Source organism: Pseudomonas sp., assembly GCF_030147005.1.
Taxonomy (GTDB): domain Bacteria; phylum Pseudomonadota; class Gammaproteobacteria; order Pseudomonadales; family Pseudomonadaceae; genus Aquipseudomonas.
In genome coordinates this window covers 1-25812 of sequence record NZ_JASLAW010000166.1, presented here as the reverse complement: position 1 = coordinate 25812, position 25812 = coordinate 1, and the positions used below count along the sequence as shown (strand labels likewise).

General features: G+C 61.1%; 20 protein-coding genes and 4 tRNA genes. 4 read left to right on the top strand and 20 right to left on the bottom strand.

Annotated features, from left to right (window positions below; translation table 11 throughout):
• Nucleotides 1-268 precede the first annotated feature (268 nt).
• Complete coding sequence (locus tag Q1V60_RS15505) at nt 269-835, top strand: hypothetical protein (RefSeq protein ID WP_300631862.1); 567 nt, start codon at nt 269-271, stop codon at nt 833-835.
• A 329-nt stretch (nt 836-1164) separates the two neighbouring features.
• Here the strand turns inward: Q1V60_RS15505 and Q1V60_RS15500 are convergent.
• Nucleotides 1165-1241 (bottom strand) — tRNA-Val (locus tag Q1V60_RS15500).
• A 184-nt stretch (nt 1242-1425) separates the two neighbouring features.
• On the opposite strand from Q1V60_RS15500, the gene Q1V60_RS15495 reads away from it, so the two are divergent.
• Nucleotides 1426-2709, top strand: coding sequence for an FAD-binding oxidoreductase (locus Q1V60_RS15495; RefSeq protein ID WP_300631860.1), 1284 nt, complete (start codon nt 1426-1428; stop codon nt 2707-2709).
• Nucleotides 2710-2866: 157 nt separating this feature from the next.
• Here the strand turns inward: Q1V60_RS15495 and Q1V60_RS15490 are convergent.
• The 19 genes from Q1V60_RS15490 to leuC all read right to left on the bottom strand — a co-directional run bounded on the left by Q1V60_RS15490 (nt 2867) and on the right by leuC (nt 21883).
• Nucleotides 2867-2943, bottom strand: a tRNA-Asp gene (locus Q1V60_RS15490).
• 103 nt (nt 2944-3046) lie between these two features.
• Nucleotides 3047-3123 (bottom strand) — tRNA-Asp (locus Q1V60_RS15485).
• Nucleotides 3124-3179: 56 nt separating this feature from the next.
• A tRNA-Val gene (locus tag Q1V60_RS15480) sits at nt 3180-3255 on the bottom strand.
• 100 nt (nt 3256-3355) lie between these two features.
• A complete protein-coding gene (locus Q1V60_RS15475) occupies nt 3356-4120 on the bottom strand; it encodes an SDR family oxidoreductase (RefSeq protein WP_057721544.1) in 765 nt (254 codons plus the stop codon).
• Nucleotides 4121-4131: 11 nt separating this feature from the next.
• Nucleotides 4132-5343, bottom strand: coding sequence for an O-succinylhomoserine sulfhydrylase (locus tag Q1V60_RS15470; protein ID WP_300631858.1), 1212 nt, complete (start codon nt 5341-5343; stop codon nt 4132-4134).
• A gap of 66 nt (nt 5344-5409) precedes the next feature.
• On the bottom strand, nt 5410-6915 hold the full coding sequence (purF, locus tag Q1V60_RS15465; protein WP_300631855.1) for an amidophosphoribosyltransferase: 1506 nt from the start codon (nt 6913-6915) through the stop codon (nt 5410-5412).
• Nucleotides 6916-6955: 40 nt separating this feature from the next.
• Nucleotides 6956-7513 (bottom strand): CvpA family protein, encoded by a 558-nt coding sequence (locus Q1V60_RS15460; RefSeq protein ID WP_003192538.1) that lies wholly within the window; start codon nt 7511-7513, stop codon nt 6956-6958.
• Between the two features lie 238 nt (nt 7514-7751).
• A complete protein-coding gene (locus Q1V60_RS15455) occupies nt 7752-8429 on the bottom strand; it encodes an SPOR domain-containing protein (RefSeq protein ID WP_300631850.1) in 678 nt (225 codons plus the stop codon).
• Nucleotides 8413-9720, bottom strand: a complete 1308-nt coding sequence (folC, locus tag Q1V60_RS15450; RefSeq protein ID WP_300631849.1) for a bifunctional tetrahydrofolate synthase/dihydrofolate synthase — start codon at nt 9718-9720, stop codon at nt 8413-8415. Before folC ends, Q1V60_RS15455 begins: the two co-directional genes overlap by 17 nt.
• Nucleotides 9717-10637: an acetyl-CoA carboxylase, carboxyltransferase subunit beta gene (gene accD, locus Q1V60_RS15445; protein WP_005789754.1), complete on the bottom strand. Its 921-nt coding sequence runs from the start codon at nt 10635-10637 to the stop codon at nt 9717-9719. Before accD ends, folC begins: the two co-directional genes overlap by 4 nt.
• Before the next feature lie 245 nt (nt 10638-10882).
• Nucleotides 10883-11515, bottom strand: coding sequence for a phosphoribosylanthranilate isomerase (locus Q1V60_RS15440; RefSeq protein ID WP_300631844.1), 633 nt, complete (start codon nt 11513-11515; stop codon nt 10883-10885).
• 64 nt (nt 11516-11579) lie between these two features.
• Nucleotides 11580-12404 carry a tRNA pseudouridine(38-40) synthase TruA gene (gene truA, locus Q1V60_RS15435; protein WP_300631863.1) on the bottom strand — a complete coding sequence of 275 codons (825 nt, stop codon included), beginning with the start codon at nt 12402-12404 and terminating at the stop codon, nt 11580-11582.
• A 208-nt stretch (nt 12405-12612) separates the two neighbouring features.
• Nucleotides 12613-15174: a FimV/HubP family polar landmark protein gene (locus tag Q1V60_RS15430; protein WP_300631841.1), complete on the bottom strand. Its 2562-nt coding sequence runs from the start codon at nt 15172-15174 to the stop codon at nt 12613-12615.
• Between the two features lie 161 nt (nt 15175-15335).
• Nucleotides 15336-16346 (bottom strand): aspartate-semialdehyde dehydrogenase, encoded by a 1011-nt coding sequence (locus tag Q1V60_RS15425; RefSeq protein WP_300631839.1) that lies wholly within the window; start codon nt 16344-16346, stop codon nt 15336-15338.
• A 237-nt stretch (nt 16347-16583) separates the two neighbouring features.
• Nucleotides 16584-17696, bottom strand: coding sequence for an aspartate-semialdehyde dehydrogenase (gene asd, locus Q1V60_RS15420; protein ID WP_300631837.1), 1113 nt, complete (start codon nt 17694-17696; stop codon nt 16584-16586).
• A gap of 64 nt (nt 17697-17760) precedes the next feature.
• A complete protein-coding gene (gene leuB, locus Q1V60_RS15415) occupies nt 17761-18843 on the bottom strand; it encodes a 3-isopropylmalate dehydrogenase (RefSeq protein ID WP_300631835.1) in 1083 nt (360 codons plus the stop codon).
• Between the two features lie 53 nt (nt 18844-18896).
• Complete coding sequence (locus Q1V60_RS15410; protein ID WP_300631833.1) at nt 18897-19661, bottom strand: class I SAM-dependent methyltransferase; 765 nt, start codon at nt 19659-19661, stop codon at nt 18897-18899.
• Between the two features lie 148 nt (nt 19662-19809).
• Nucleotides 19810-20454, bottom strand: coding sequence for a 3-isopropylmalate dehydratase small subunit (gene leuD, locus Q1V60_RS15405; protein WP_300631831.1), 645 nt, complete (start codon nt 20452-20454; stop codon nt 19810-19812).
• A gap of 10 nt (nt 20455-20464) precedes the next feature.
• Nucleotides 20465-21883 (bottom strand): 3-isopropylmalate dehydratase large subunit, encoded by a 1419-nt coding sequence (leuC, locus tag Q1V60_RS15400; protein ID WP_300631829.1) that lies wholly within the window; start codon nt 21881-21883, stop codon nt 20465-20467.
• A 139-nt stretch (nt 21884-22022) separates the two neighbouring features.
• Between leuC and Q1V60_RS15395 the strand changes: the two genes are divergently transcribed.
• On the top strand, nt 22023-22910 hold the full coding sequence (locus Q1V60_RS15395; protein ID WP_300631827.1) for a LysR family transcriptional regulator: 888 nt from the start codon (nt 22023-22025) through the stop codon (nt 22908-22910).
• Between the two features lie 66 nt (nt 22911-22976).
• A partial coding sequence (locus Q1V60_RS15390; RefSeq protein WP_300631825.1) for a PAS domain S-box protein occupies nt 22977-25812 on the top strand: 2836 nt, incomplete at its 3' end.

The window sequence follows — 25812 nt, the reverse complement described above, 5'->3', positions numbered from 1 at the left end:
ATACCGTCTTGAGTCGGCAACTAGGTGATATCCGCCATCCAGACCTGTTCCGGGCAATCATCGGCTTTACCCTTGCCTCCTTTAACCAGGGCAAGCGCAGGCTAATCCTTAGCATTTGGTCGCCAATCGAAGAATTGAAATAGGCCAAATACTATGCTTTAAAGGCTTGGTCACGAGTCGAAAGATGACGCGACGTTCCGCGCCAGGGAGGCGTCGGCTTAGAAGCGGATTGTCTCCGGGTGCTTCTTGAAATTAAAAGGAATTAGCTATGGCCCTTTCTATGCAAGACATCAAACCAGAAGAAATAGAAGCGCTGAAAAAGCAATCTCAGGCCGCATTTGACGCGGAAATTCAGCGTCGAGAAGATGTCGTCAGCGCTAAGCCAGCGCTTCAAGAAGTTCTCCACCAAAAGGTACATCCGCAAACGCTATGCGGATGCGGCTGCCAGCAAAACATCTGCGGGTATTTCAATTTTGAGGGCTGTGGTTGCGGCTGTTCACCTCACACTGAAACCGTTCAGATCAATTCGTCGCTCGCCAATATTGGCCCGAACGCACCGCAGCAAGGCCCGCTTGTCAGATTCATCGGTCAAGCAACCGGTACGGGCACAAATCTGGATATCAGCAATGTCTATCTGCAAGGCACAGTGCCTGATGCAGAGAACCTGATCGGGATTCAGCTTTCGCTCCAGTTGTCGATTAATCAGGGTGCGCTTTCCCTCTCAATCTTCGAAGGAAATCGTTTACTCGCGGTATTGGTTCACCCTGCGCAATATCATGCGGATATCAACGGTCAGTTTTACGGCAGCGGCTTCGGCGTGTTTCAGCAAGCGTAATTTAGCGATGCTGGCGTAGCCGACCCGCCGGAAGTCACAATAAAGCCCGCCATCGTGCGGGCTTTTTTATATTTCTCAGAACGGCGCGGATTCTCTTCAGGCTCTAACTCAATCTCTTCCCTTCTCGCCGCCCCCACTCCTGCTGCTGCCGCAACGCCAGGCTGAGCGAAACTTGCTTATCAGCAGGGACGCGACGAAGAGAAGATCGATTACGTGGAGGTAGGCGTACTGAGGTGGGGTTTTGCAAAGGTTTTGCAAATCGCAGAAAACAAAAAGGGGTCACCGTTTCCGGTGACCCCTTTAGACCGCCCAGCAGAGCGGATTTTGTTTGGTAGGCGCGATTGGACTCGAACCAACGACCCCCACCATGTCAAGGTGGTGCTCTAACCAACTGAGCTACGTGCCTGCTGTGAGGCGGCATTCTACGGAATTCCGTAGGGGTGTCAACATCTTTTTTGCAGCTAACCCTATGAATATGCGAATTTTTTATTGGCGAGCGATGCGTGCGCGAATTACGGGCGGCTGGCAGGCAATTTTCAACTCAGGTAGGATCGCCGCACTCGTAAAAAATATAAAACAGAGGTTCCAGGATGGCGAACACCCCCTACCCACACTCTTATTACGCCGATTCCGCGAACGCGGTGCCGCCGCGCCCGGTGCTGCAAGGTGAGATCGAAACCGATGTCTGCGTGATCGGTGCCGGTTATACCGGTCTTTCCAGTGCGCTGTTTCTGCTCGAGAACGGCTTTCGCGTGACGGTCCTGGAAGCCGCCAAGGTGGGTTTTGGTGCGTCCGGCCGTAATGGCGGGCAAATCGTCAATAGCTACAGCCGCGACATCGACGTCATTGAACGCAGCGTCGGGCCAAAGCAGGCGCAGTTGCTGGGCGAGATGGCATTCGAGGGTGGCAGGATTATTCGCGAGCGCGTGGCCAAATATCAGATCCAGTGCGACTTGAAGGACGGCGGCGTATTCGCCGCTCTCAACAGCAAGCACATGGGCCACCTCGAATCGCAGAAGCGTCTGTGGGAGCGCTACGGCCATACGCAACTGGAACTGCTGGACGAACGCCGTATCCGCGAAGTGGTGGCCTGTGACAACTACGTAGGCGGCCTGCTGGACATGAGCGGTGGGCATATTCACCCGCTGAACCTGGCACTGGGCGAAGCGGCCGCCGTGGAATCTCTGGGCGGCACCGTCTATGAGCAATCGGCAGCGGTACGCATCGAACGTGGCGCCAATCCGGTGGTGCACACCGCCGAAGGCAAGGTCAGGGCCAAATTCATCATCGTCGCTGGGAATGCCTATCTCGGGAACCTGGTGCCGGAGCTGGCCGCAAAGTCGATGCCCTGCGGCACGCAGGTGATCACCACGGCACCCTTGGGCGATGAATTGGCCAAGACGTTGTTGCCACAGGACTACTGTGTCGAAGACTGTAACTACCTGCTCGATTACTACCGCCTCACCAGCGACAAGCGCCTGATCTTCGGCGGCGGCGTGGTCTACGGCGCGCGCGACCCGGCAAATATCGAAGCGATCATCCGACCAAAAATGCTCAAGGCGTTCCCACAGCTAAAGGACGTGAAGATCGACTACGCCTGGACCGGCAATTTCCTGCTGACCCTGTCGCGCTTGCCGCAGGTTGGCCGCCTCGGCGACAACATCTATTACTCGCAAGGCTGTAGCGGCCATGGCGTGACATACACCCACCTGGCGGGCAAGGTACTGGCCGAGGCACTGAGAGGCCAGGCTGAGCGCTTTGATGCATTTGCCGACCTTCCCCATTATCCGTTCCCAGGTGGACAGCTCCTGCGCACACCGTTTGCCGCAATGGGCGCGTGGTACTACGGGCTGCGGGATAAATTGGGTTTTTGATGAACAATGAGAGCCGGTTCGCCGGCTCCTCGCCTGGATGGAGAAATCGCAGGCACAAAAAACCCCAGTCTTTCGACCAGGGTCTTTGCTATCGGGTCAAAGTCAGCCAGTGGCTTTCCTTGTGCTTCATGGCGTTCAGCGGGCCTTGAGGCAGATATGGCGCAGCGGACGGGACTCGAACCCGCGACCCCCGGCGTGACAGGCCGGTATTCTAACCGACTGAACTACCGCTGCGTATCGCTTGGCTGATTGAGCTAATCCTCAACCACCTTTAAACATCGGATCGATCAACCTAGGTTGTTCAATCTCAAGCCCGATAAATCGAACCTGGAAAATATGGCGCAGCGGACGGGACTCGAACCCGCGACCCCCGGCGTGACAGGCCGGTATTCTAACCGACTGAACTACCGCTGCGCGTCGGTGCAACCTTTAACGTTGCGTCTTGCCACAAGGGCAAAACTCTCAAGAAGTGGTGGGTGATGACGGGATCGAACCGCCGACCCTCTGCTTGTAAGGCAGATGCTCTCCCAGCTGAGCTAATCACCCTTTGCTTCGTTGAGGCCGCGAAATTTACGCAGGTAGCGGACCTAAGTCAATAGCCTGCTTGAAGTTTTTCTGAAAAAGACAAAAATGCTTCAAGACCGCCCTACTCGCTGTAAATCATCTTCTTGCTCATGCCACCGTCCACCACGAACTCTTGCCCGGTAACGAACCCGGCCTGGCGCGACAGCAACCATGCCACCATGGCTGCTACGTCCTCCACCGTGCCTACCCGGCCCGCCGGATGCTGGGCATGATCGGCATCGGTGAGCGGCTCGGCACGCCGCGCAGCAGGATCACGCGCATCGATCCAGCCAGGGCTGACCGCATTGACCCGCACTTCCGGCCCCAGGCTCATCGCCAAAGCGTGAGTCAGCGCCAGCAGGCCACCCTTGCTCGCCGCATACGCTTCGGTGTCCGGCTCCGATTGGCGGGCCCGTGTCGAGGCCAGGTTGACGATAGCGCCACCATGGGCACGCAGGTACGGCGCGCAGTGCTTGGCCAGCAGCATCGGCCCACTGAGGTTTACCGCCAGAACGCGGTTCCAGTAAGCCAGATCGAGGCTTTCCAGAGTGATATTGTGCGGATCGGCCACCGCCGCATTGCACACCAACGCATCCAGGCGTCCAAACTGCCCCAACACCTCAGCGACACCTTGGGCCACTTGCTTCTCGTCAGCCACGTCCATGGTGATAAACCAGGCATTCTCGCCCAGCACCTTGGATACTTTCGAACCGCGCTCGCGGTCCAGATCGGTCAACACCACCTGCCAGCCTTCGCTGATCAGCCACGCCGCAATCCCAAGGCCAATGCCCCGCGCCGCGCCGGTCACCAGCGCAACGCGCCCGTTACTGGCCGCCGCGGCCTCCATGGACCACTCGATCACAAGGCCGCCAGCCCGCGAGCCAGGTCCGCCTGCAAGTCAGCCACATCTTCCAGCCCCACCGCGATGCGTATCAGGCTGTCACGGATGCCCGCAGCTTCACGCTCCTGCGGCGCCAGGCGCCCGTGGGACGTAGTGCTCGGGTGGGTGATGGTGGTTTTGCTGTCACCCAGGTTGGCGGTGATCGAGATCAGACGCGTGGCATCGATAAAGCGCCAGGCGCCCTCTTTACCACCCGCCACCTCGAAACTCACCACGGCGCCGAAGCCGCGCTGCTGACGCTGAGCCAATGTGTGCTGCGGGTGGCTCTTGAGGCCGGCGTAATGCACTTTCTCAATGCCGTCCTGCTGTTCCAGCCACTCGGCCAGGGCCTGGGCATTGGCGCAGTGGGCTTTCATGCGCAGGCTGAGGGTCTCCAGGCCTTTGAGGAAGATCCAGGCGTTGAACGGGCTCAGGGTCGGCCCGGCGGTGCGCAAGAAGCCCACCACTTCTTTCATCTGCTCGCTGCGACCGGCTACCACACCGCCCATGCAACGGCCCTGGCCGTCGATGAACTTGGTGGCCGAGTGCACCACGATGTCCGCGCCCAACTTCAGCGGTTGTTGCAGGGCCGGGGTGCAGAAACAGTTATCGACGATCAGCATTGCGCCTTTGGCGTGCGCCACTTCGGACAACGCGGCGATATCCACCAATTCAGCCAGCGGATTGGACGGCGACTCAACGAACAGCAGCTTGGTATTGGCCTTGATCGCCGCATCCCAGCCGGACAAATCCGCCAGGGGCACGTAGTCCACTTCGATACCAAAGCGCTTGAAATACTTCTCGAACAGGCTGATGGTCGAACCGAACACGCTGCGCGATACCAGCACGTGGTCGCCGGCACTGCACAGGCTCATCACCACCGCCAGGATCGCGGCCATGCCGGTCGCCGTTGCCACCGCTTGCTCAGCACCCTCCAGAGCCGCGATACGCTCTTCGAACGCACGTACGGTCGGGTTGGTATAGCGCGAGTAAACATTGCCCGGCACTTCACCGGCAAAGCGCGCGGCGGCGTCGGCCGCCGTGCGGAATACATAACTTGAGGTGAAGAACATCGGGTCACCGTGCTCCCCTTCAGGGGTACGGTGCTGGCCGGCGCGCACAGCCAGGGTATCGAAAGCTACGCCATCAAGGTCGCTGTCCAAACGACCGGCATCCCATTCCTGACTCATGCTGCGACTCCTTACTCAAATTCTTTGTTTAACATACAAAACCGGCCCCTCAGGGCCGGTATTCACTCAGTTGTTATACAGATCGATGATCGCACTGACCGCCTGGGTCTTGATCTTCGACGAGTCGTTGCGCGCCTGCTCGATCTTGTTCAGGTAGGCCTCATCGACGTCACCGGTCACGTACTTGCCATCGAACACGGCGCAGTCGAACTGCTCGATCTTGATCTTGCCGCCGCCGACCGCTTCGATCAGGTCCGGCAGGTCCTGGTAGATCAGCCAGTCGGCGCCGATCAGGTCGGCCACGTCCTGAGTCGAACGATTGTGGGCGATCAGTTCGTGGGCGCTCGGCATGTCGATACCGTACACGTTCGGGTATCGCACGGCAGGCGCGGCGGAACAGAAGTACACGTTCTTCGCACCGGCTTCGCGGGCCATCTGGATGATCTGCTTGCACGTGGTGCCGCGCACGATCGAGTCGTCCACCAGCATCACGTTCTTGCCACGGAATTCCAGCTCGATGGCATTGAGCTTCTGGCGCACCGACTTCTTGCGCGCAGCCTGGCCGGGCATGATGAAGGTGCGGCCGATGTAGCGGTTCTTGACGAAGCCTTCGCGGAACTTGACGCCCAAATGGTTGGCCAGTTCCAGCGCAGCGGTACGGCTGGTGTCCGGAATCGGGATGACCACATCTATGTCGTGCTCGGGACGCTCGCGCAGGATCTTATCGGCCAGCTTCTCGCCCATGCGCAGGCGCGCCTTGTACACCGAAACGCCGTCGATGATCGAATCCGGACGCGCCAGGTAGACGTGCTCGAAGATGCAAGGCGTGAGTTTCGGCGCGATGGCGCACTGACGGGTGTGCAGCTTGCCGTCTTCGGTGATGTAGACCGCTTCGCCCGGTGCCAGGTCGCGAATCAACGTGAAGCCCAGTACATCCAGGGACACGCTCTCGGAAGCGATCATGTACTCGACGCCTTCGTCGGTGTGACGCTGGCCGAACACGATCGGGCGAATGCCGTGCGGGTCGCGGAAACCGACGATGCCATAACCGGTGATCATCGCCACCACGGCATAGCCGCCCACGCAACGGTTATGCACGTCGATCACGGCGGCGAACACGTCTTCTTCGGTGGGCTGCAGCTTGCCGCGCTGGGCCAGCTCATGGGCGAACACGTTGAGCAACACTTCCGAGTCGGAGTTGGTGTTGACGTGGCGCAGGTCGGATTCGTAAATCTCCTTCGCCAGCTGTTCAACGTTGGTCAGGTTACCGTTGTGTGCCAAGGTAATGCCGTAAGGCGAGTTGACGTAGAACGGTTGAGCCTCGGCCGAGGTCGAGCTCCCGGCGGTTGGGTAACGCACATGGCCAATGCCCATGTGCCCGACCAGGCGTTGCATATGACGCTGGTGGAACACGTCACGCACCAGGCCATTATCCTTGCGCAGGAATAACCGGCCGTCGTGGCTGGTCACAATACCGGCAGCGTCCTGGCCGCGGTGCTGGAGGACGGTTAGCGCGTCATACAGCGCCTGATTGACGTTCGACTTACCGACGATACCGACGATGCCACACATGCGACGCAACCCCTACTTAATGAATCTTGACTGAACACTCTTACTGAGGCGTTTTGGCCGGCAAGAGGTGCTCCTTGAACGGAAGATCAGCGGGTACGCTGATTCCGCTGGCCAGCCACTGACTGCTCCACCCCAATATGAGGTTCTTGGACCAATCTGCAACCAATAGAAACTTTGGCACGAGTACCGACTCCTGCCACCACGAATCCTGCTGTACCGGCCCCAGGCTCAACAGCCCGACCGCCACGACCACCAGCAACGCGCCACGCGCTGCGCCGAAGGCCATGCCGAGAAATCGATCGGTCCCGGAGAGGCCGGTGACACGTATCAACTCGCCAATAAGATAATTGACCATTGCCCCCACCAGCAGCGTGGCGATGAACATGATGGCGCAGCCCGCGATGACGCGAGCCGAAGGTGTCTCTATGTACCCGGCCAGGTAGACCGACAGTGAACCACCGAACATCCAGGCTACGACTCCTGCGATGATCCAGGTCAGCAACGACAGTGCTTCTTTTACGAAGCCGCGGCTCAGACTGATCAAAGCGGAGATGGCGACGATTGCAACGATCGCCCAATCAACCCAGGTAAATGGCACAGTGCAGCCTACGTACGGATAAGGCGGCGCATTTTAGCAGAGCGCCGGGCTATCGGTAAGCAGTGATTGAGGGCGCTTTGCAAATCAATAGTTTGTGGCAAGCACGGTTCATTTCAAGGCCGTCACAAAACGAATGTGGGAGCGGGCTTGCTCGCAAATGCGCCGTGTCAGTCACTGAGTATATTGACTGACAGACCGCCTTCACGAGCAAGCCCGCTCCCACATTTAGATCAATTGCTTAGCCGCGCTCAGGCTGGAAACGGGTCACGAATCCCTTGAGGTTCTGCTGACGATCCAGCAAATCGCGCAGGCGGTCGGCTTCGGCGCGCTCGATCAGCGGGCCGATAAACACCCGATTCTTGCCATCGGCGCTGCGGATGTAAGCGTTGTAACCCTGGGCGCGCAGCTTTTTCTGCAAGGCATCGGCGCCTTCGCGGTTGCCGAGGCTGGCCACTTGAATCGACCAACTGATCGGCAAGCCATTCGGGTCGATACGGCTCTGACCTACATCCGGCTTGCCCGGCGCGGCAGGCTGTGGCGCGACAGGCTTCGGCGCAGGTGTCGGCGCGGCAGGCTTGGCGGCTGCGGCTGCGGCAGGCGCAGCCGGTGCAGCCGGTGCAGGTTTGACCACCGGAACGCTCGGCTGCACCGGCATCGAAGGTGCCTGTTGCGCAGCGACCTCCTCTTGCGTCGGCACGGGCTCGTCTTCGGGCAGCGCCTGCGGCTCAGGCACCACCACCGGCTCGACCTGAACCTGAGGAACCACCGGCATCTGGGGTGCAGGCGGCGCTTCAACCACCACCTGACGCTGTTCGTCCTGACGGGAAAACAGCATCGGCAAGAAAATCACCGCCAATGCCACCAACACCAGGGCTCCCACCATTCGCTGCTTGTATGCGCTATCGAGTAATGCCATGTGCAGCTTCCTCCGTGGAGCGCCGGGCCAGCCATTCGAGCGCCTCGGCAACACAATAAAATGATCCGAACAACAGAATCTCGTCCTCGGCCGTCGCCACCGCACATTGCGCCTCAAGGGCCGCGGTGACGCTTGCATACGACGCCACCGGAGCACCAAGGTTCTGCAAGGCAACTTCCAGTTCAGCCGCCGGACGGCTACGCGGCGTATCCAGCGGTGCCACGGCCCAGGACTGAACGCCGCCCAGCAACGGCGCAACCACGCCGTCAAGATCCTTGTCGGCCAGCAAACCGAACACCGCCAGGCGATTGCCGGACAGTGGCGTACTTGCCAGGCGCCGGGACAGATATTCAGCGGCGTGGGGGTTATGACCGACATCCAGCAGCAGGTTAAGACGCTTGCCTTGCCACTCGACGACACGCCGATCCAGGCGCCCCACTACACGCGTTGCCAGCAGGGTTGCGGCAATTTGCCCGGCATCCCAGGGCAGGTCCAGCAACAGATAGGCTTGCAATGCGAGCGCGGCGTTCTCCATCGGCAGGTTCAACAGGGGCAAATCGCGCAACGCTACCTGCCGGCCCCGGGCATCGCGCCCGAACCACTGCCAATGCTGATCGCCGATCTCGAGGTTGAATTCGCGCCCGCGCAGGAAGAACGGGCAATCGAGCTCACGCACCTTGTCGAGCAAGGGATGCGGCGGGTCAAGATCACCACACAATGCAGGTTTGCCCTGGCGAAAGATTCCGGCCTTTTCGTAAGCCACGGATTCACGGGTGTCGCCCAGGTAATCGGCATGGTCGACACCGATGCTGGTGACCAGCGCCACGTCGGCATCCACCACGTTGACTGTGTCCAGACGCCCCCCCAGGCCCACTTCCAGCACGACGATATCCAGTTGCGCACGCTCAAACAGCCACAGCGCCGCCAGGGTGCCCATCTCGAAATAGGTCAGGGAAATGTCGCCGCGCCCTGCGTCGAGGGCGGCGAAGGCTTCGCAGAGCTGCTCGTCGCTGGCTTCGACGCCATTGAGCTGCACCCGCTCGTTGTAGCGCAGCAGGTGCGGCGAACTGTACACGCCGACGCTCAGCCCTTGGGCTTGCAGCAGCGCGGCGACAAAGGCGCAGGTGGAGCCTTTGCCGTTGGTGCCGGTTACCGTGATCACACGCGGTGCCGGTCGCCCCAACCCCAGGCGGGCCGCTACCTGTTGCGAGCGCTCCAGGCCCATGTCGATGGCGGACGGATGCAACTGCTCAAGGTAGGCGAGCCATTCGCCCAGGGTACGTTGGGTCATAGGTTTGCTGGCACCGGCGGCACGACGATCGGCTCGACCTTGGGCGCGACGTAGACCGGCGTCGGCAGGCCCATCATTTGCGCCAGCAGGTTACCCAGGCGTGGCCGCAGCTCACCGCGCGGAATGATCAGGTCGATGGCGCCGTGTTCCAGCAGGAACTCGCTGCGCTGGAAACCTTCCGGCAGTTTTTCACGTACGGTCTGTTCGATTACGCGCGGGCCGGCAAAGCCGATCAGGGCTTTGGGTTCGCCGACGATCACATCGCCCAGCATCGCCAGGCTGGCGGAAACGCCGCCGTAGACCGGGTCAGTCAGTACCGAGATGAACGGAATGCCTTCTTCGCGCAGACGCGCCAATACCGCCGAGGTCTTGGCCATTTGCATCAGGGAAATCAGCGCTTCCTGCATACGCGCGCCACCGGAGGCGGCGAAGCAGATCATCGGGCAACGGTTTTCCAGGGCATAGTTGGCGGCGCGTACGAAACGCTCGCCGACGATGGCGCCCATGGAGCCGCCCATGAAGGAGAACTCGAACGCCGAGACCACCACCGGCATGCCCAGCAATTTGCCGCTGACGGAGATCAGCGCGTCTTTTTCGCCGGTCTGCTTTTGCGCACCGACCAGACGGTCCTTGTACTTTTTGCTGTCGCGGAACTTGAGGCGGTCGACCGGCTCCAGGTCAGCGCCCAACTCGTTACGGCCGTCGGCGTCGAGGAAAATGTCGATGCGCGCGCGTGCGCCAATACGCATGTGGTGGTTGCACTTGGGGCAAACGTCCAAGGTCTTTTCCAGCTCCGGGCGGTACAGCACCGCGTCGCAGGACGGGCATTTGTGCCACAGACCTTCAGGAACCGAGCTCTTCTTCACCTCGGAACGCATGATCGAAGGGATCAGTTTGTCTACTAACCAGTTGCTCATGCTTTCTTTCTCCAGTACCGGTGGCTTGAACACAGCCCCGCGTATGCCCTTGAGCTAAATTCATATGTAGCGATGATGCCGACGGGACGGGGTCAGAAGTTCGACCAGCCATTTCCCGCGTGCATCCTCAGCCTTCCAGACAACCTGCCAGCGCAGGGTTGCCACTTCGTTTCCGGGCCTCCCGCAGGCGGCGCCGGTGCTGTTTTACACAGTGGTAGTTATGGACGGCGGCAGACTGCCAGCCGTCACATCGCACCGCTGCTGTTGCGCACGGCCTGCATGAACGCGCGAATTTTGTCGTGATCCTTGATGCCCTTGCCCTGCTCCACCCCGCCGCTGACATCCACGGCATACGGCCGGACCTGCTTGATGGCCGTACCGACATTCGAGGGGTTGAGCCCACCGGCCAGAATCACCGGTTTGCTCAAGCCCTCCGGAATCAGCGACCAATCGAATGCTTCACCGGTACCGCCGGGAACGCCTTCGACGTAGGTGTCCAACAAAATCCCGCGAGCGCCGGCATAGGCGGCACAGGCGGCGGCGATATCCTCTGCGGCCTTGACGCGCAACGCCTTGATATAGGGGCGCTGATAGCTTTCGCACTCGTCCGGGGTTTCGTCGCCATGAAACTGCAGCATGTCCAGCGGCACCGCATCCAGGGTTTCATTGAGTTCACAACGGCTGGCGTTGACGAACAAGCCCACGGTGGTCACGAACGGGGGCAGCGCGGCGATGATGGCCCGCGCCTGCAACACATTCACCGCCCGCGGGCTCTTGGCATAAAACACCAGGCCAATGGCATCCGCCCCCGCTTCGACCGCCGCCAACGCGTCTTCGATGCGGGTAATCCCGCAAATCTTGCTGCGAACGGCTGGCATATCGTAGAAACCTCAAGGGGTTGAACCGAGAAAGTCCGGATGGTAACAAAAGCTCTTCCGGGCGTCAGCCGCCAAGTTCGCTGAAACCGGTGAGGAAGTGCGGCCCGATAAAACGCTGCGGCAGTTCGAACTCGTCGCGGTACTCCACCTGCACCAAATACAGGCCGAACGGATGCGCCGTGACCCCACCCGTACGGCGGATGCGGCTTTCCAACACTTCCCTGGCCCACTCCACCGGACGCTCGCCGGTGCCGATGGTCATCAGCACGCCCGCGATGTTGCGCACCATGTGATGCAGGAACGCCCCGGCACGGATATCCAGCACAATCATCTTGCCATGACGGGTCACCCGCAGATGGTGGACTTCCTTGATCGGCGACTTGGCCTGGCACTGGCCTGCACGGAACGCGCTGAAATCATGCACGCCCACCAAGTGCTGCGCAGCCTCGGCCATGCGCTCGGCATCCAGCGGGCGGTGGTTCCAGGTAATTTCCTGGTTAAGGTGCGCCGGACGGATCTGATCGTTGTAGATCACGTAGCGGTAGCGCCGGGCGATGGCCTTGAAGCGCGCATGAAAATGCGCCGGCATGACCTTGGCCCAGGTGACGCTGACGTCGTGGGGCAGATTGATATTGGCCCCCATCACCCACGCCTTCATCGAGCGTTCGGCCTGGGTGTCGAAATGCACCACTTGGCCGCAGGCGTGCACGCCGGCGTCGGTACGCCCGGCGCACATCAGCGACACCGGCGAGTCAGCGACTTTCGACAAAGCGTTTTCCAGGGTTTCCTGCACCGTCAGCACGCCGGATGCCTGGCGCTGCCAGCCGCGGTAGCGCGAGCCTTTGTATTCCACGCCGAGGGCGATGCGGTAAAAGCCTGCGGCCGCCATTTCGGCGGCCGCGTTATCTATATTTGCCAAGAACTGAGAGCCTGATGAGTTGCGCAAAGGCGGGCATTATAAGGTGTCGGGATGCACGCGGGGCTTTTAATGTGGAAGCGGGCTTGCCCGCCAACAGGCAGTCTCAGCCAATGGTTTCATTGGCCGAGGCACCGCATTGGCAAGCAAGCCCGCGTTCACATTCAATCTGCGGCGACCGTTAGATTCGGCCGAGCATTTCCTTGGCCTCGCCGCGCTGGGTCTCGTTGCCCTCGGTCAGCACTTCGGAAAGGATGTCTTTGGCGCCATCGGCATCACCCATGTCGATATAAGCCTGGGCCAGGTCCAGTTTGGTGGCGACTTCATCGGAGCCCGACAGGAAGTCGAACTCGGGCTCATCGTCACCCAACGCCGCGTCTTCAGCCGTGAAGGACGGCTCGATGGGCGGATGTTCCAGGCTCTGGGAGAGACGGTCCAACTCAGCGTTGACGTCGTCCAGTTCCGAAGCGAAGGCATCCGGCTTGGTTGCCGATTCGGGCTCGTCCGCCAGGGAGAGGTCGAAATCTTCCGGCAAATCGAAGTCATCCGGAGCCGCAGGGGTCAAGGTCGGCGGCTCGACGGGAGTGACGTCCTTCATCTGTTCTTCAAGCCCGGAAAGGAAGTCGTCGTCGGATTGCTCGGACGCCGGTGCATCCAATTGCAGATCCAGGTCGAAGTCCGACAGGTCATCCGCGTCGGCGTTGGCGGCCGTCTGCTGCTGGAGCAGCGCCTCGAACGTCTGCTGATCGTCTTTGGCCTCGGCCGGCGATACCGCCTCCGGGTCGTCCAGGCTCAGATCAAAATCGGTATCCAAAGGCTCCGGCGCAGGCTCAGCCGGCTTGTCTTCCAGCAAGTCCTTGACGTACTGGGCGTCCAGGGCTGCAGCGGCCACCGCGGCACTCACGCCAGCCGCCAACACCGCCATGGCCGGGAAACGGCTTTTAAGCTGCTCGACCTGGGCGTGGTTTTCACCGTTGGCCACCAGTTGGCGCTCCTGGTTGACAAAACCCTTCTTGTCATCTTGCAGGCCGTACACTTCCATCAACTTCAAACGCAGGTCGCTGCGCTTGGGTTCCTGCTTAATGGCTTGCTCAAGCACATCAGCCGCCTGGTTCAAGTGGCCACGGTCGATATGGGATTGGGCCTGGGCCAGCGCATCGCTGGAGTTCGGGGCGACAGCCGCCGCCAGCGGCGCAAGCACGGAGGCGACAGTCGGCGCTACGGGCTCAACCACCCGAGCGGGCGCAGGCGCAGGCGCGGCCGCCAGGGTGACGCTCGGTGGCGGCACTTCCAGGCCTTCGAAACTGTCGGGTGGCAGGTCGTGATTGATATTCGAAGTGAACTCCGGCTCTTCGGCCAGCGCCCGCGCCATGCGCAGGTGCTTTTCTTCTTCAAGACGGGCGTTGCGATGGCGCACCCACAGCAGCAGGAGCAACAACGCCAGGATGACGGCCGCCCCCCCGAGTACACCGAGCACGACAGGGTTGGTCAAAAGCTCATTGAATTTGCCTTCGGTGGTCGCAGGCTCAGCAACCGGCTTGGCCGGCTCGGGTGCAGCTACAGGGGCAGGTGCCGCAACCTGGGCCTCCGGCGCTTCCATAGCTTCCTGGGTCGGCGCCGGCTCCCCGGCCAGCTGAGCAGCAGCCGCCGCCGTTGCGGGCACAGCCGCATCACCTTTCTCGGCCTGCAGCCGGGCCAGTTGATCGTTCTTCAGTTGAATCAGCTTTTGCAGCTTGTCCAACTGGCTTTGCAAATCTGCCGCGCGGCTTTTGAGCTCTTCGTTATCGCGACGGGTGGTGTCCAGCTGTTCCTGAGTCATCGCCAGTTTGTCGCTCAACACGCGACTGTCTGCGGCCTTCCCCGCGTCACCTTTTTTGGCGGACTCGGCCGACACCAGGCTCAGGTTGTCCTTGGCGTTGGTGCTCGACGGCGCATTGCCGGTCTCGGTGCGCTTGGTGGCGTCCAACTGGGCCTTGCCGGCCACTTTGCGGGTAGCGTTGCGGCGGCCCTGGCGCCAGGCGGCGTTCTGCGCAGACACTTCGGCGATCGCTTGCGGTTGCGCCAGTGCGGTACTTTGCACGGTGTCCGGCAGGCGTAGAACCTGGCCGGTTTTCAGGCGGTTGATGTTGCCATCGATAAAGGCATCCGGGTTGAGCGCCTGAATGGCCAGCATGGTCTGCTGCACAGAGCCACCATTGCGGTTTTTCTCGGCAATTTCCCACAAAGTATCGCGAGCAGTGGTGGTATGTTGCGCAGGCTTGCTGACGCCGGCCGCGGTGCCGGCCGGCGCGCTCAGGCGCGGAGCGGGCTCCGGCGCGCTGACAGCGGGTGTCGGCTGGTCGAATTTGGCTGGATCGAGCAGCACGCTGTAGTCACGCATGAGCCGGCCATTGGGCCATTGCACCTGCAACAGGAAGCGCACATAGGAATCGGGCAGCGGTTTGCTGGAGGTGACACGCACCACGCTGCGGCCATTGGGGTTGACCACCGGCGTAAAGGTGAGCTCGTCGAGAAATGCCTGGCGATCGACACCGGCATCGACGAACGCTTGGGACGACGCCAGGCTCGGGGTGATTTCGGAGGCGGTGAGGCCACCGACGTCGAGCAACTCGATCTCCACCGACAATGGCTGGTTCAACTTCGACTTGAGGGTCATCTCCCCAAGCTGCAGCGCCTGCGCCATACCGGAGGACAGCGCCGAGGCGGCCGCTATTGCTAACACCAGTTTGCGAACTTGAACCATAGCCTCATCCTTTGTCTGAACACTCCCCGGCCTGCGAGAAGGTTGGTAACCGCTGCCATAAGGCATGGCGAGCCGATAGGTCACCGACGCGCTTCTGTTCCGCTTTGGGCCAAGCATAGCGCTTGGTGAGAATCAATCTACAAATTGGCGCCAAGTATCTTTTACGCAAGGCCTTTTATCAACAACTGCGCCAGCTGCACAGCGTTAAGTGCAGCCCCTTTGCGTACGTTATCTGACGTCAGCCACAAATTTAGTTCCGCCGGGTCGTCGACGCCCGCGCGTACTCGTCCAACATAAACAACGTCTTGGCCCACCGCATCGCCTACTGCCGTTGGGTAGTCGCCCGCCTCGACCAGTTCGATACCCGGCGCCGCATCGAGGGCGCGGTTCACTGCATTCAAATCGGCCGGCGCCCCCAATTGCAGTGACACAGTCAGGCTATCGCCAAAAAACACCGGAGCTTGAACACACGTGGCGGAAATCTTCAGCAACGGTGTTTCCAGCACAGCACGTAATTCGTGTACGAGACGTTTCTCCAGGGCTGTATGACCTTGGGCGTCGGGCGTGCCGACTTGTGCCAGCAGGTTGAAGGCCACTTGCCGATCAAAGAAGGTCGGCTCCAGCGGGCGCACATTCAACAGCTCGGCGGTCTGCCGGGCCAACTCACTGACGGCCTCGCGGCCCAGGGCCGACACGGCCAGGTTGGCGGTGACGCTCACGCGCTGGATATCCAGCATGCCGCGCAGTGGCGCAAGCACCACCGCCAGGCTGGTGGCGGACGGGCTCGGGCTGCCGAGTTGAAACGGTTTTTTCAGGCCCTTGAGCACATGAGCATTGGCTTCCGGCACCACCTGCGGCGCCTGTTCGGCAGGCAGCGCGCCAGACAAGTCGATCACCGAACAACCGGCGGCGATGGCGCGCGGAGCGAAGCTCAGGGTCACCGCCGGGCCGGCCGCGAAGAAGGCCAACTGCGCCTTTTTGAAATCGAACTCATCGACTTCCTTCACCCGCACGTTCTTGCCCCGGAACGGCACCGAGGCACCGGCGGAGTTGTTGCCCGCCAGCAAATACAGGGTGCCTACCGGAAAATCCAGCTCTTCGAGAATCTGCACCAGGGTTTCGCCAACGGTGCCGGTGGCGCCGATCACGGCAATTTCAAAGGTCTGGGTCATGGGCTGCCTCGGGCATTGCGGGGGGGAGCGGCACTTTACCGGGTGGCAGGGGGTGAGGCAATTAACCTGGGGTTTGTGGTGTGGCTGATGGCCCTGTCGCAGGCAAGCCGGCGCCCACATTTTGATGTGGGAATACATTCAGGTGTGGGCGCCGGCTTGCCTGCGATGAGGTACGAAAGGCCAATAAAAAACCCGCGCCTGTCACCAGAACGCGGGTTCCCTTATTGCTTCAACCGATCAACGCTCCAGCAAAATCCGCAGCATGCGACGCAACGGCTCAGCCGCGCCCCACAACAGTTGGTCGCCCACGGTGAACGCGCCGAGGAACTGGTTACCCATGTTCAGCTTGCGCAGGCGGCCCACCGGCACATTGAGGGTGCCGGTGACCTTGGTCGGGCTCAGCTCCTGCATGCTGATATCACGGTTGTTCGGCACCAGCTTGACCCACGGATTGTGCTGGCTGATCAGCCCTTCGATATCGGCGATCGGCACGTCTTTGTTCAGCTTGATGGTCAACGCCTGACTATGGCAGCGCATGGCACCGATACGTACGCAGATGCCGTCCACCGGGATCGGGTTCTTGAAGCGACCGAGGATCTTGTTGGTCTCGGCCTGGGCCTTCCACTCTTCGCGGCTCTGGCCGTTCGGCAGCTCCTTGTCGATCCACGGGATCAGGCTACCGGCCAACGGCACGCCGAAGTTTTCGGTCGGGTAGGCTTCGCTGCGCATGGCGTCGGCCACACGGCGGTCGATATCCAGGATCGCGCTGGCCGGGTCGGCAAGTTGATCGGCAACCGCGGCGTGGGTCGCGCCCATCTGCTTGATCAGCTCGCGCATGTTCTGTGCACCGGCGCCCGAGGCCGCCTGGTAGGTCATGGCACTCATCCACTCGACCAGGCCGGCTTCGAACAAGCCACCCAGACCCATCAGCATCAGGCTGACGGTGCAGTTGCCGCCGACGTAGTTCTTGGTGCCGGCATCCAGTTGCTGGTCGATGACCTTGCGGTTGACCGGGTCGAGGATGATCACGGCATCGTCCTGCATGCGCAGGCTCGATGCGGCGTCGATCCAGTAGCCCTGCCAGCCGGCTTCGCGCAGCTTGGGGAAGACTTCGCTGGTGTAGTCGCCGCCCTGGCAGGTCAGAATCACGTCGAGGGTCTTGAGCTCTTCAATGCTGTAGGCATCCTTGAGCGGGGCAATATCCTTGCCCACGGACGGCCCTTGGCCACCTACGTTCGAAGTGGTGAAAAACACCGGCTCAATAAGATCGAAATCCTGCTCTTCCAGCATCCGCTGCATGAGCACGGAACCGACCATACCGCGCCAACCGATCAGACCTACACGTTTCATCGCAACTACACCTTGTTAAAAAGTGGGCCGCCTTGCAGCAACAACTGCAAGCGGGCCCGAGAGATTACAGATTCCGCAGCGCGGCGACTACAGCGTCGCCCATTTCTTGCGTACCCACCCGGGTGCAACCCTGCGACCAGATATCGCCAGTGCGCAAACCCTGGTCCAGCACCAGGCTCACGGCCTTCTCGATCGCATCGGCGGCATCAACCAGGTTGAAGCTGTAACGCAGCATCATCGACACCGACAAAATAGTCGCCAGCGGGTTGGCAATGCCAAGGCCTGCGATGTCCGGCGCCGAGCCGTGGCAAGGCTCGTACATGCCCTTGTTGTTGGTATCCAGGGACGCCGACGGCAGCATGCCGATGGAACCGGTGAGCATCGACGCCTGGTCAGACAGGATGTCGCCGAACAGGTTGTCGGTGACGATCACGTCGAACTGCTTCGGCGCGCGCACCAGTTGCATCGCGGCGTTGTCGACGTACATGTGGCTCAGCTCGACGTCCGGGTAGTCTTTGGCGACTTCTTCGACGATTTCGCGCCACAGTTGGCTGGAAGCCAGTACGTTGGCCTTATCCACCGAACAGACCTTCTTGTTGCGCACGCGGGCCATGTCGAAACCGACACGGGCGATCCGGCGGATTTCGCTCTCGCTGTAAGGCAGGGTGTCGTAGGCCTGGCGCTCGCCGTTTTCCAGTTCGCGCACGCCGCGCGGCGAGCCGAAATAGATGCCGCCGGTCAGCTCACGCACGATCAGGATATCCAGGCCGGCGACCACTTCCGGTTTGAGGCTCGACGCCTCGGCCAACTGCGGGTACAGAATCGCCGGGCGCAGGTTGCCGAACAGGCCCAATTGCGCGCGGATTTTCAACAGGCCGCGCTCAGGGCGGATATCACGCTCGATCTTGTCCCATTTCGGGCCGCCCACGGCGCCCAGCAGCACGGCATCGGCGTTGCGGGCACGTTCCAGGGTCTCGTCGGCCAGGGGCACGCCGTGCTTGTCGATGGCTGCGCCGCCGATCACGTCGTGGCTCAGTTCGAAGCCCAGGCTGTAGCGGGTGTTGGCCAATTCCAGGACTTTAACCGCTTCGGCCATGATTTCCGGACCAATACCGTCGCCAGGGAGAATCAGAATCTGCTTGCTCATGGGTTCCTCATTTCATCGAGCGACCTGCCCGTGGGCAGGTCGGGAAAGATCAATCAGCGTTCGACCCACACCACCAGCACGTCGGTGCTGAAGGTGCCGTCGGCTTGAATATCGTAATAATCGCGCACTTCCTGGCCCATCGCCTGTTGCAGCTCAAGGATCGCCGCGCGCAACGCCGGCGGCGTGCGCATGCGCTCCACCCACGAAGTGTATTCCAGGCGCAGGCGCTGGCGGCTGCTGTTGCGCACATGCAAGCCGGCTTCGCTGAGCTGGCGCATCCACTCGGCCGCGGAATAATCGCGCACATGGCTGGTGTCGCGCAGCACTTCGACGGTTTGCAGGTAAGTGTCGAGCAGCGGGCTGCCCGGTGACAATACATCCACGAATGCCGCTACGCCGCCAGGTTTCAGAACCCGGCGCACTTCACGCAAGGCCAGGCCGAGGTCGCTCCAGTGGTGGGCCGAGTAGCGGCTGAACACGAAGTCGAACTCGCCATCGGCGAACGGCAGGCGCTCGGCGGCGCCGTGGACGGTGCTGATATTGAGCAAACCGCGATCTTGCGCAGCGCCAGCCACCACATCGAGCATCTGCTGGGACAAGTCGTAGGCCACCACGTCTTTAACCAACGGCGCTACATGAAAGCTGACATGACCGGCCCCGCAGCCCAGGTCCAGCAGCCGTGCACTGCCCTGCCCGGCCAGTTCAGCCTGCAGCAGCGCGAATTCGGGGCCTTGGGCATGCACTGCGCTGCTCAGGTAGGCCGAGGCTTGCTCGCCGAATTGTTTTTGCACGACTTGGGTATGGGCGGTGGTCGTCACGGTGGTTTTCCTTGGGGTTCGTGTTGGTTGTACTGCCGTCTTCGCAAGCAAGCCCGCTCCCCCATTTGATGGCATTTCAACTGAAGAAACTCGGTCGAATGTGGGAGCGGGCTTGCTCGCAAAGGGGCCAGTCCCGGCCTACAGAGATTCAGGCATCGCGAAACAACCAGGGCTGACTCGCCCGATGCCTGGCTTCAAACGCGGCAATCGCATCGCCGTCCTGCAAGGTCAAGCCGATATCGTCCAGGCCGTTGAGCAAGCACTGCTTGCGGAAGGCGTCCACTTCGAAGTGGTACACCTTGCCGTCCGGACGGGTCACGGTTTGCGCGGCCAGGTCCACCGTCAACTGGTAACCCACATGGGCTTGCACCTGCTGGAACAGCTCATCCACTTCGGCATCGCTCAGGATGATCGGCAACAGGCCGTTCTTGAAGCTGTTGTTGAAGAAAATGTCGGCGTAGCTCGGCGCGATGATGCTGCGAAAGCCATATTCTTCCAGGGCCCACGGCGCGTGTTCACGGCTGGAGCCGCAACCGAAGTTTTCCCGCGCCAGCAACACGCTGGCGCCCTGGTAACGTTCGGCGTTGAGTACGAAGTCTTTGTTCAGCGGGCGCTTGGAGTTGTCCTGGTAGGCGTAGCCTACGTCCAGGTAGCGCCACTCATCGAACAGGTTGGGGCCGAAACCGGTGCGCTTGATCGACTTCAGAAACTGCTTGGGGATGATTTGGTCGGTGTCCACGTTGGCACGGTCCAACGGCGCTACAAGACCTGTATGTTGGGTAAAAGCTCTCATCGGGTTTTCCTCAGATCAATTCGCGAACGTCGATGAAACGACCGTTGACGGCGGCGGCGGCGGCCATGGCCGGGCTGACCAGATGGGTACGGCCACCAGCGCCCTGACGCCCTTCGAAGTTACGGTTGGAGGTCGACGCGCAATGCTCGCCGGATTCCAACCGGTCCGGGTTCATCGCCAGGCACATGGAGCAGCCCGGCTCGCGCCATTCGAAACCGGCCTCGAGAAAAATCTGGTCCAGGCCCTCGGCTTCGGCCTGGGCTTTGACCAGGCCTGAACCGGGAACGACGATGGCCTGTTTGATGGTCGAGGCGACTTTGCGACCCTTGGCGATCACCGCGGCGGCGCGCAGGTCTTCGATCCGCGAGTTGGTGCAGGAGCCGATGAACACGCGGTCCAGCTGAATGTCGGTGATCGCCTGGTTGGCCTTCAGGCCCATGTACTTAAGGGCACGCTCAATGGAACCGCGCTTGACCAGGTCGGCTTCCTGAGCCGGGTCCGGCACGCGTTGATCAACGGCCAGGACCATTTCCGGCGAAGTGCCCCAGCTGACTTGCGGCTTGATCTGCGTGGCGTCGAGTTCGACCACTGTGTCGAACACCGCATCGGCATCCGAAACCAGGTCTTTCCAGGCTTCGACGGCGGCGTCCCAATCAGCGCCTTGCGGAGCGAATGGGCGACCCTTGACGTATTCAATGGTCTTTTCGTCGGCCGCCACCATGCCCACGCGGGCACCGGCTTCGATGGACATGTTGCAGATGGTCATGCGGCCTTCGATGGACAGGTCGCGAATCGCGCTGCCGGCAAATTCGATGGCATGGCCGTTACCGCCGGCGGTGCCGATCTTGCCGATCACGGCGAGCACGATGTCCTTGGCGGTCACGCCGAACGGCAACTGGCCTTCGACCGCTACCCGCATGTTTTTCATTTTCTTGGCCACCAGGCACTGGGTGGCGAACACATGTTCAACCTCAGAGGTACCGATGCCATGCGCCAGGGCGCCGAACGCACCGTGGGTGGAGGTGTGGGAATCGCCGCACACCACGGTCATGCCCGGCAAGGTCGCGCCCTGCTCCGGGCCGATCACGTGGACGATGCCTTGGCGCACGTCGTTCATCTTGAATTCGGTGATGCCATATTCATCGCAATAGTCGTCGAGGGTCTGCACCTGCAAGCGCGAAACCGTGTCGACAATGGCGTCAATCCCGCCTTTGCGCTCCGGGGTGGTCGGCACGTTGTGGTCCGGAGTGGCGATGATGGAGTCGACGCGCCATGGCTTGCGCCCGGCCAGCCGCAGGCCTTCGAACGCTTGGGGCGAGGTCACTTCATGGATGATGTGACGGTCGATGTAGATCAGCGACGATCCATCATCGCGACGTTTCACTTCATGGGAATCCCAAAGCTTGTCGTAAAGCGTTTTGCCGGCCATCAGTCGGTCCTCATCAGCGGTGTTTCTATGCGCCGGGCTTTCAATAACCCTTTGGCTTGTGAGGCTGATGGTATGGCGCTACATTAAATAACTCAAATTCATATTTTTTATGCTTTGGATTACCAACTGGAATACCACCATGGACCTGGCCAACCTCAACGCCTTTATCGCTATCGCCGAGACCGGCAGCTTTTCCGGCGCCGGTGAACGCCTGCACCTGACCCAACCGGCCATCAGCAAACGCATTGCCGGCCTGGAGCAACAATTGAAGGTGCGCCTGTTCGACCGCCTGGGCCGCGAAGTGGGTTTGACCGAAGCCGGGCGGGCCTTGCTGCCGCGTGCGTATCAGATCCTGAATGTGCTGGATGACACCCGCCGCGCTCTCACCAACCTTACCGGGGAAGTCAGCGGGCGCCTCACACTGGCTACCAGTCACCATATCGGCCTGCATCGCCTGCCGCCGATCCTGCGTACTTTCACTCGGCAATACCCAAGCGTGGCGCTGGATATTCAATTCCTCGATTCAGAAGTGGCCTACGAAGAAATCCTCCATGGCCGCGCCGAAGTGGCGGTGATCACCCTGGCGCCCGAGCCGCATAACCTGGTGCGCGCGACGCCGGTGTGGGACGACCCGCTGGATTTTGTGGTGGCCCCCGAACACAGCCTGATCAGCAACGGCGCCGTCAGCCTGGCCGATATCGCCGGGCACCCTGCGGTATTTCCCGGCGGCAACACGTTTACCCACCATATTGTCAGCCGTCTGTTCGAGGCCCAGGGCCTGACGCCGAACATCGCGATGAGCACCAACTATCTGGAAACGATCAAAATGATGGTGTCCATCGGCCTGGCCTGGAGTGTGTTGCCACGCACCATGCTCGACGATCAGGTGGCGAGTATTGCTTTGCCGGGCATACAGCTCAGTCGCCAGCTAGGCTATATCGTGCACACAGAAAGGACGCTGTCCAACGCGGCGCGGGCGTTCATGAGCCTGCTGGATGCACAGGTCGATCCGCCGGCAATACCATGACGTTGTGTGACCTCGGGTTTCGAGTAAACCGCGCTGTCTTCCCATCGAGCCAAGGCCCTTTGAATAATGCGCAACCCCGTTGATTCCGTGCCGCCGCTGCCCCGCATATACGCCCTGGACCCTCAAGAGGCGGAACAAAGCTGGGACAGCGCCCCGCAACTGCTGTCGGCGCTCAATGCCGCGCGGCTGGGCGCGTGGTGCTGGGAAATCGACACGGGGAAAATCAGCTGGTCTCGAGGCACTCAGGCATTGTTTGGCTACGATCCCCGCCAGCCGCTGCCTAACGACCTCAATTACCTCGACCTGCTGGCCCCCGAAGACCGCGCCCGCGTGGTGCGGGCGTTTCATGCGGTGCTGGCCGGCGAGCCGGTCGAACAGGCCATGCACCACCGCATCCAATGGCCCGATGGCAGCCTGCACTGGCTGGAAATCAATGGCAGCCTGGTGCCGGACAAAAACGGCAGGCGCCGAATGATCGGGGTGATCCGCGAGATCACTCACCAGCGCGAGCGGGAACAAGCCCTCAGCCACTCTGAAAAGCGCTTCGCCACCCTCTTCCACTTGTGCCCGAACATGGTGCTGCTCACGCGCCAGGCCGACGGCCTGATCAGCGAAGCCAACCACCATTTCGAAATGCTGTTCGGTTGGCCGGTGGCGCAGGCGATTGGCCGCACCACCCTGGAATTGGGCCTGTGGCGCCACCCGGAGCAGCGCGCACACCTGGTCACGGCCACCCAGCGCAAAGGTGAATCCATCACCATGGAAGTGCAATTCTGCGCCAGCAATGGCCAGATCCACGATGGCACGCTCAGTGCGCAAAAGGTCGAACTGGATGGCGAGGCCTACCTGATCAGCACCTTCCTCGACACCACCGAACGCAAAAACGCAGAGCAAGCGCTCAAGGACAGCCAGGACCGCCTGGATCTGGCCCTGGACTCGGCACAACTGGGCACCTGGGACTGGCACATTCCTACCGGCATGCTCTACGGCTCGGCCCGTGCCGCCCAACTTCATGGCCTGGCGTGCGAACCGTTCCACGAATCCTTCGACGCGTTTTTTGAAGGCATGTCCAATAAGGACCGCGAGGGCATGCGCCATGCCTACCGCAGCCTGCGCGAAGGCCCGGACGGCAACTACCAATTGACCTATTGCGTGCTGACCGAAGACGGCAGCCCACGCTACCTGGAAAGCCGCGCGCGCCTGTATCTGGATGACTCCGGCAAGCCCCTGCGCATGGCCGGCACCTTGCTCGATATCACCGACCAAGTGGAGCGCGAGCAACGCCTGAGCGCTTCCGAAGAGAAATTCGCCAGCCTGTTTCAGGCCAGCCCCGATCCCATTTGCGTCACCTGCCTGGACAGCGGCGCGTTTATCGAAATCAATCCGGCGTTCACCCAGACCTTTGGCTGGACGGCTGCCGAAGTGTTCGACAAAAGCGCCGAGCAGATCGGCTTGTGGGATGAATCAAGCAAGCGCCTGCAACGCATCGAGCAGGTGATTCGCGAACAGTCGTTGGGCAATGTGGCCATCGGGGTGCATGCCAAAAACGGCCAGAGCCTGACGTGCGTCATTTCCAGCCGTTTGATCAAGGTCAGTGATCAGCCGTGCATCGTCACTACCCTGCGCGATATCACCCAGCAGCAACGCGCCGAGGCAGCGCTCAAGGCCAGTGAAGAGAAGTTCGCCAAGGCGTTCCATTCCAGCCCCGACGCCATCTCGATCACCGAGCGCGACACGGGCCGATATGTGGAGGTCAATGATGGGTTTTGCCGCCTGACCGGCTATCGTGCCGAAGAAGCCATCGGCCTCACCCTGTATCAGATTGGCATCTGGGCCGATGAAAACCAGCGCACGGCGTTGTTGGCCGAACTGCAGATCAAAGGGCGCATCCATCACCTGGAAATGCTGTGGCATAACAAACGTGGCGAGGTGCTGACGGTGGAGGTGTCGGTCGAGCCGATTACCTTGAATGAAACGCCGTGCCTGCTACTGACCGCGCGGGATGTGAGCCTGCTGAAAAATGCCCAGGCACAGATTCGCCACCTGGCCTATCACGACCCACTGACCAACCTGCCCAACCGCGCGCTGTTGATGGACCGCCTGAGCCAGCAGATCGCCCTGCTCAAGCGCCACAATCTGCGCGGCGCCTTGCTGTTTCTCGACCTCGACCACTTCAAGCATATCAACGACTCCCTCGGTCACCCGGTGGGCGACACCGTACTGAAAATCGTCACTGCACGCCTGGAAGCCAGTGTGCGCATGGAAGATACGGTGGCGCGCCTGGGCGGCGATGAGTTCGTGGTGCTGCTCAGCGGCCTGGACGGCTCGCGAACGCAAGTCGGCGGCCAGGTGCAGGCGCTGGCCGATACCCTGCGCGAACTGCTCTCTGAGCCGATGTTTCTTGACGGCCACCGCTTGCAGGTCACACCCAGCATCGGCGTGGCGTTGATCCCCGACCATGGCACCACGCCCGCCGATTTGCTCAAGCGCGCCGACATCGCCCTGTACCGCGCCAAGGATTCCGGGCGAAACACCATACAAATGTTCCACAACAGCATGCAGAAAACCGCCAGTGAGCGCCTGCGCATGGAAACCGACCTGCGCCTGGCCTTGTCACGCGGGGAATTCAGTGTGCACTACCAGCCCCAGGTGGATGCGCGCGGCAATAAGATTGTCGGTGCCGAGGCCCTGGTGCGCTGGCAGCATCCCCAATTGGGCGCGCAATCGCCTGCGGAATTTATCAAGGTGCTGGAAGACAGCGGCTTGATCCTTGAGGTGGGCACCTGGATCCTCGATGAGGCATGCAGCGCATTTGCGGGCTTGATTGCCGAGGGCCTGGTGGACCCGCTGAATTTCAGCCTTTGCGTGAATATCAGCCCCCGGCAGTTTCGCCAGAACGACT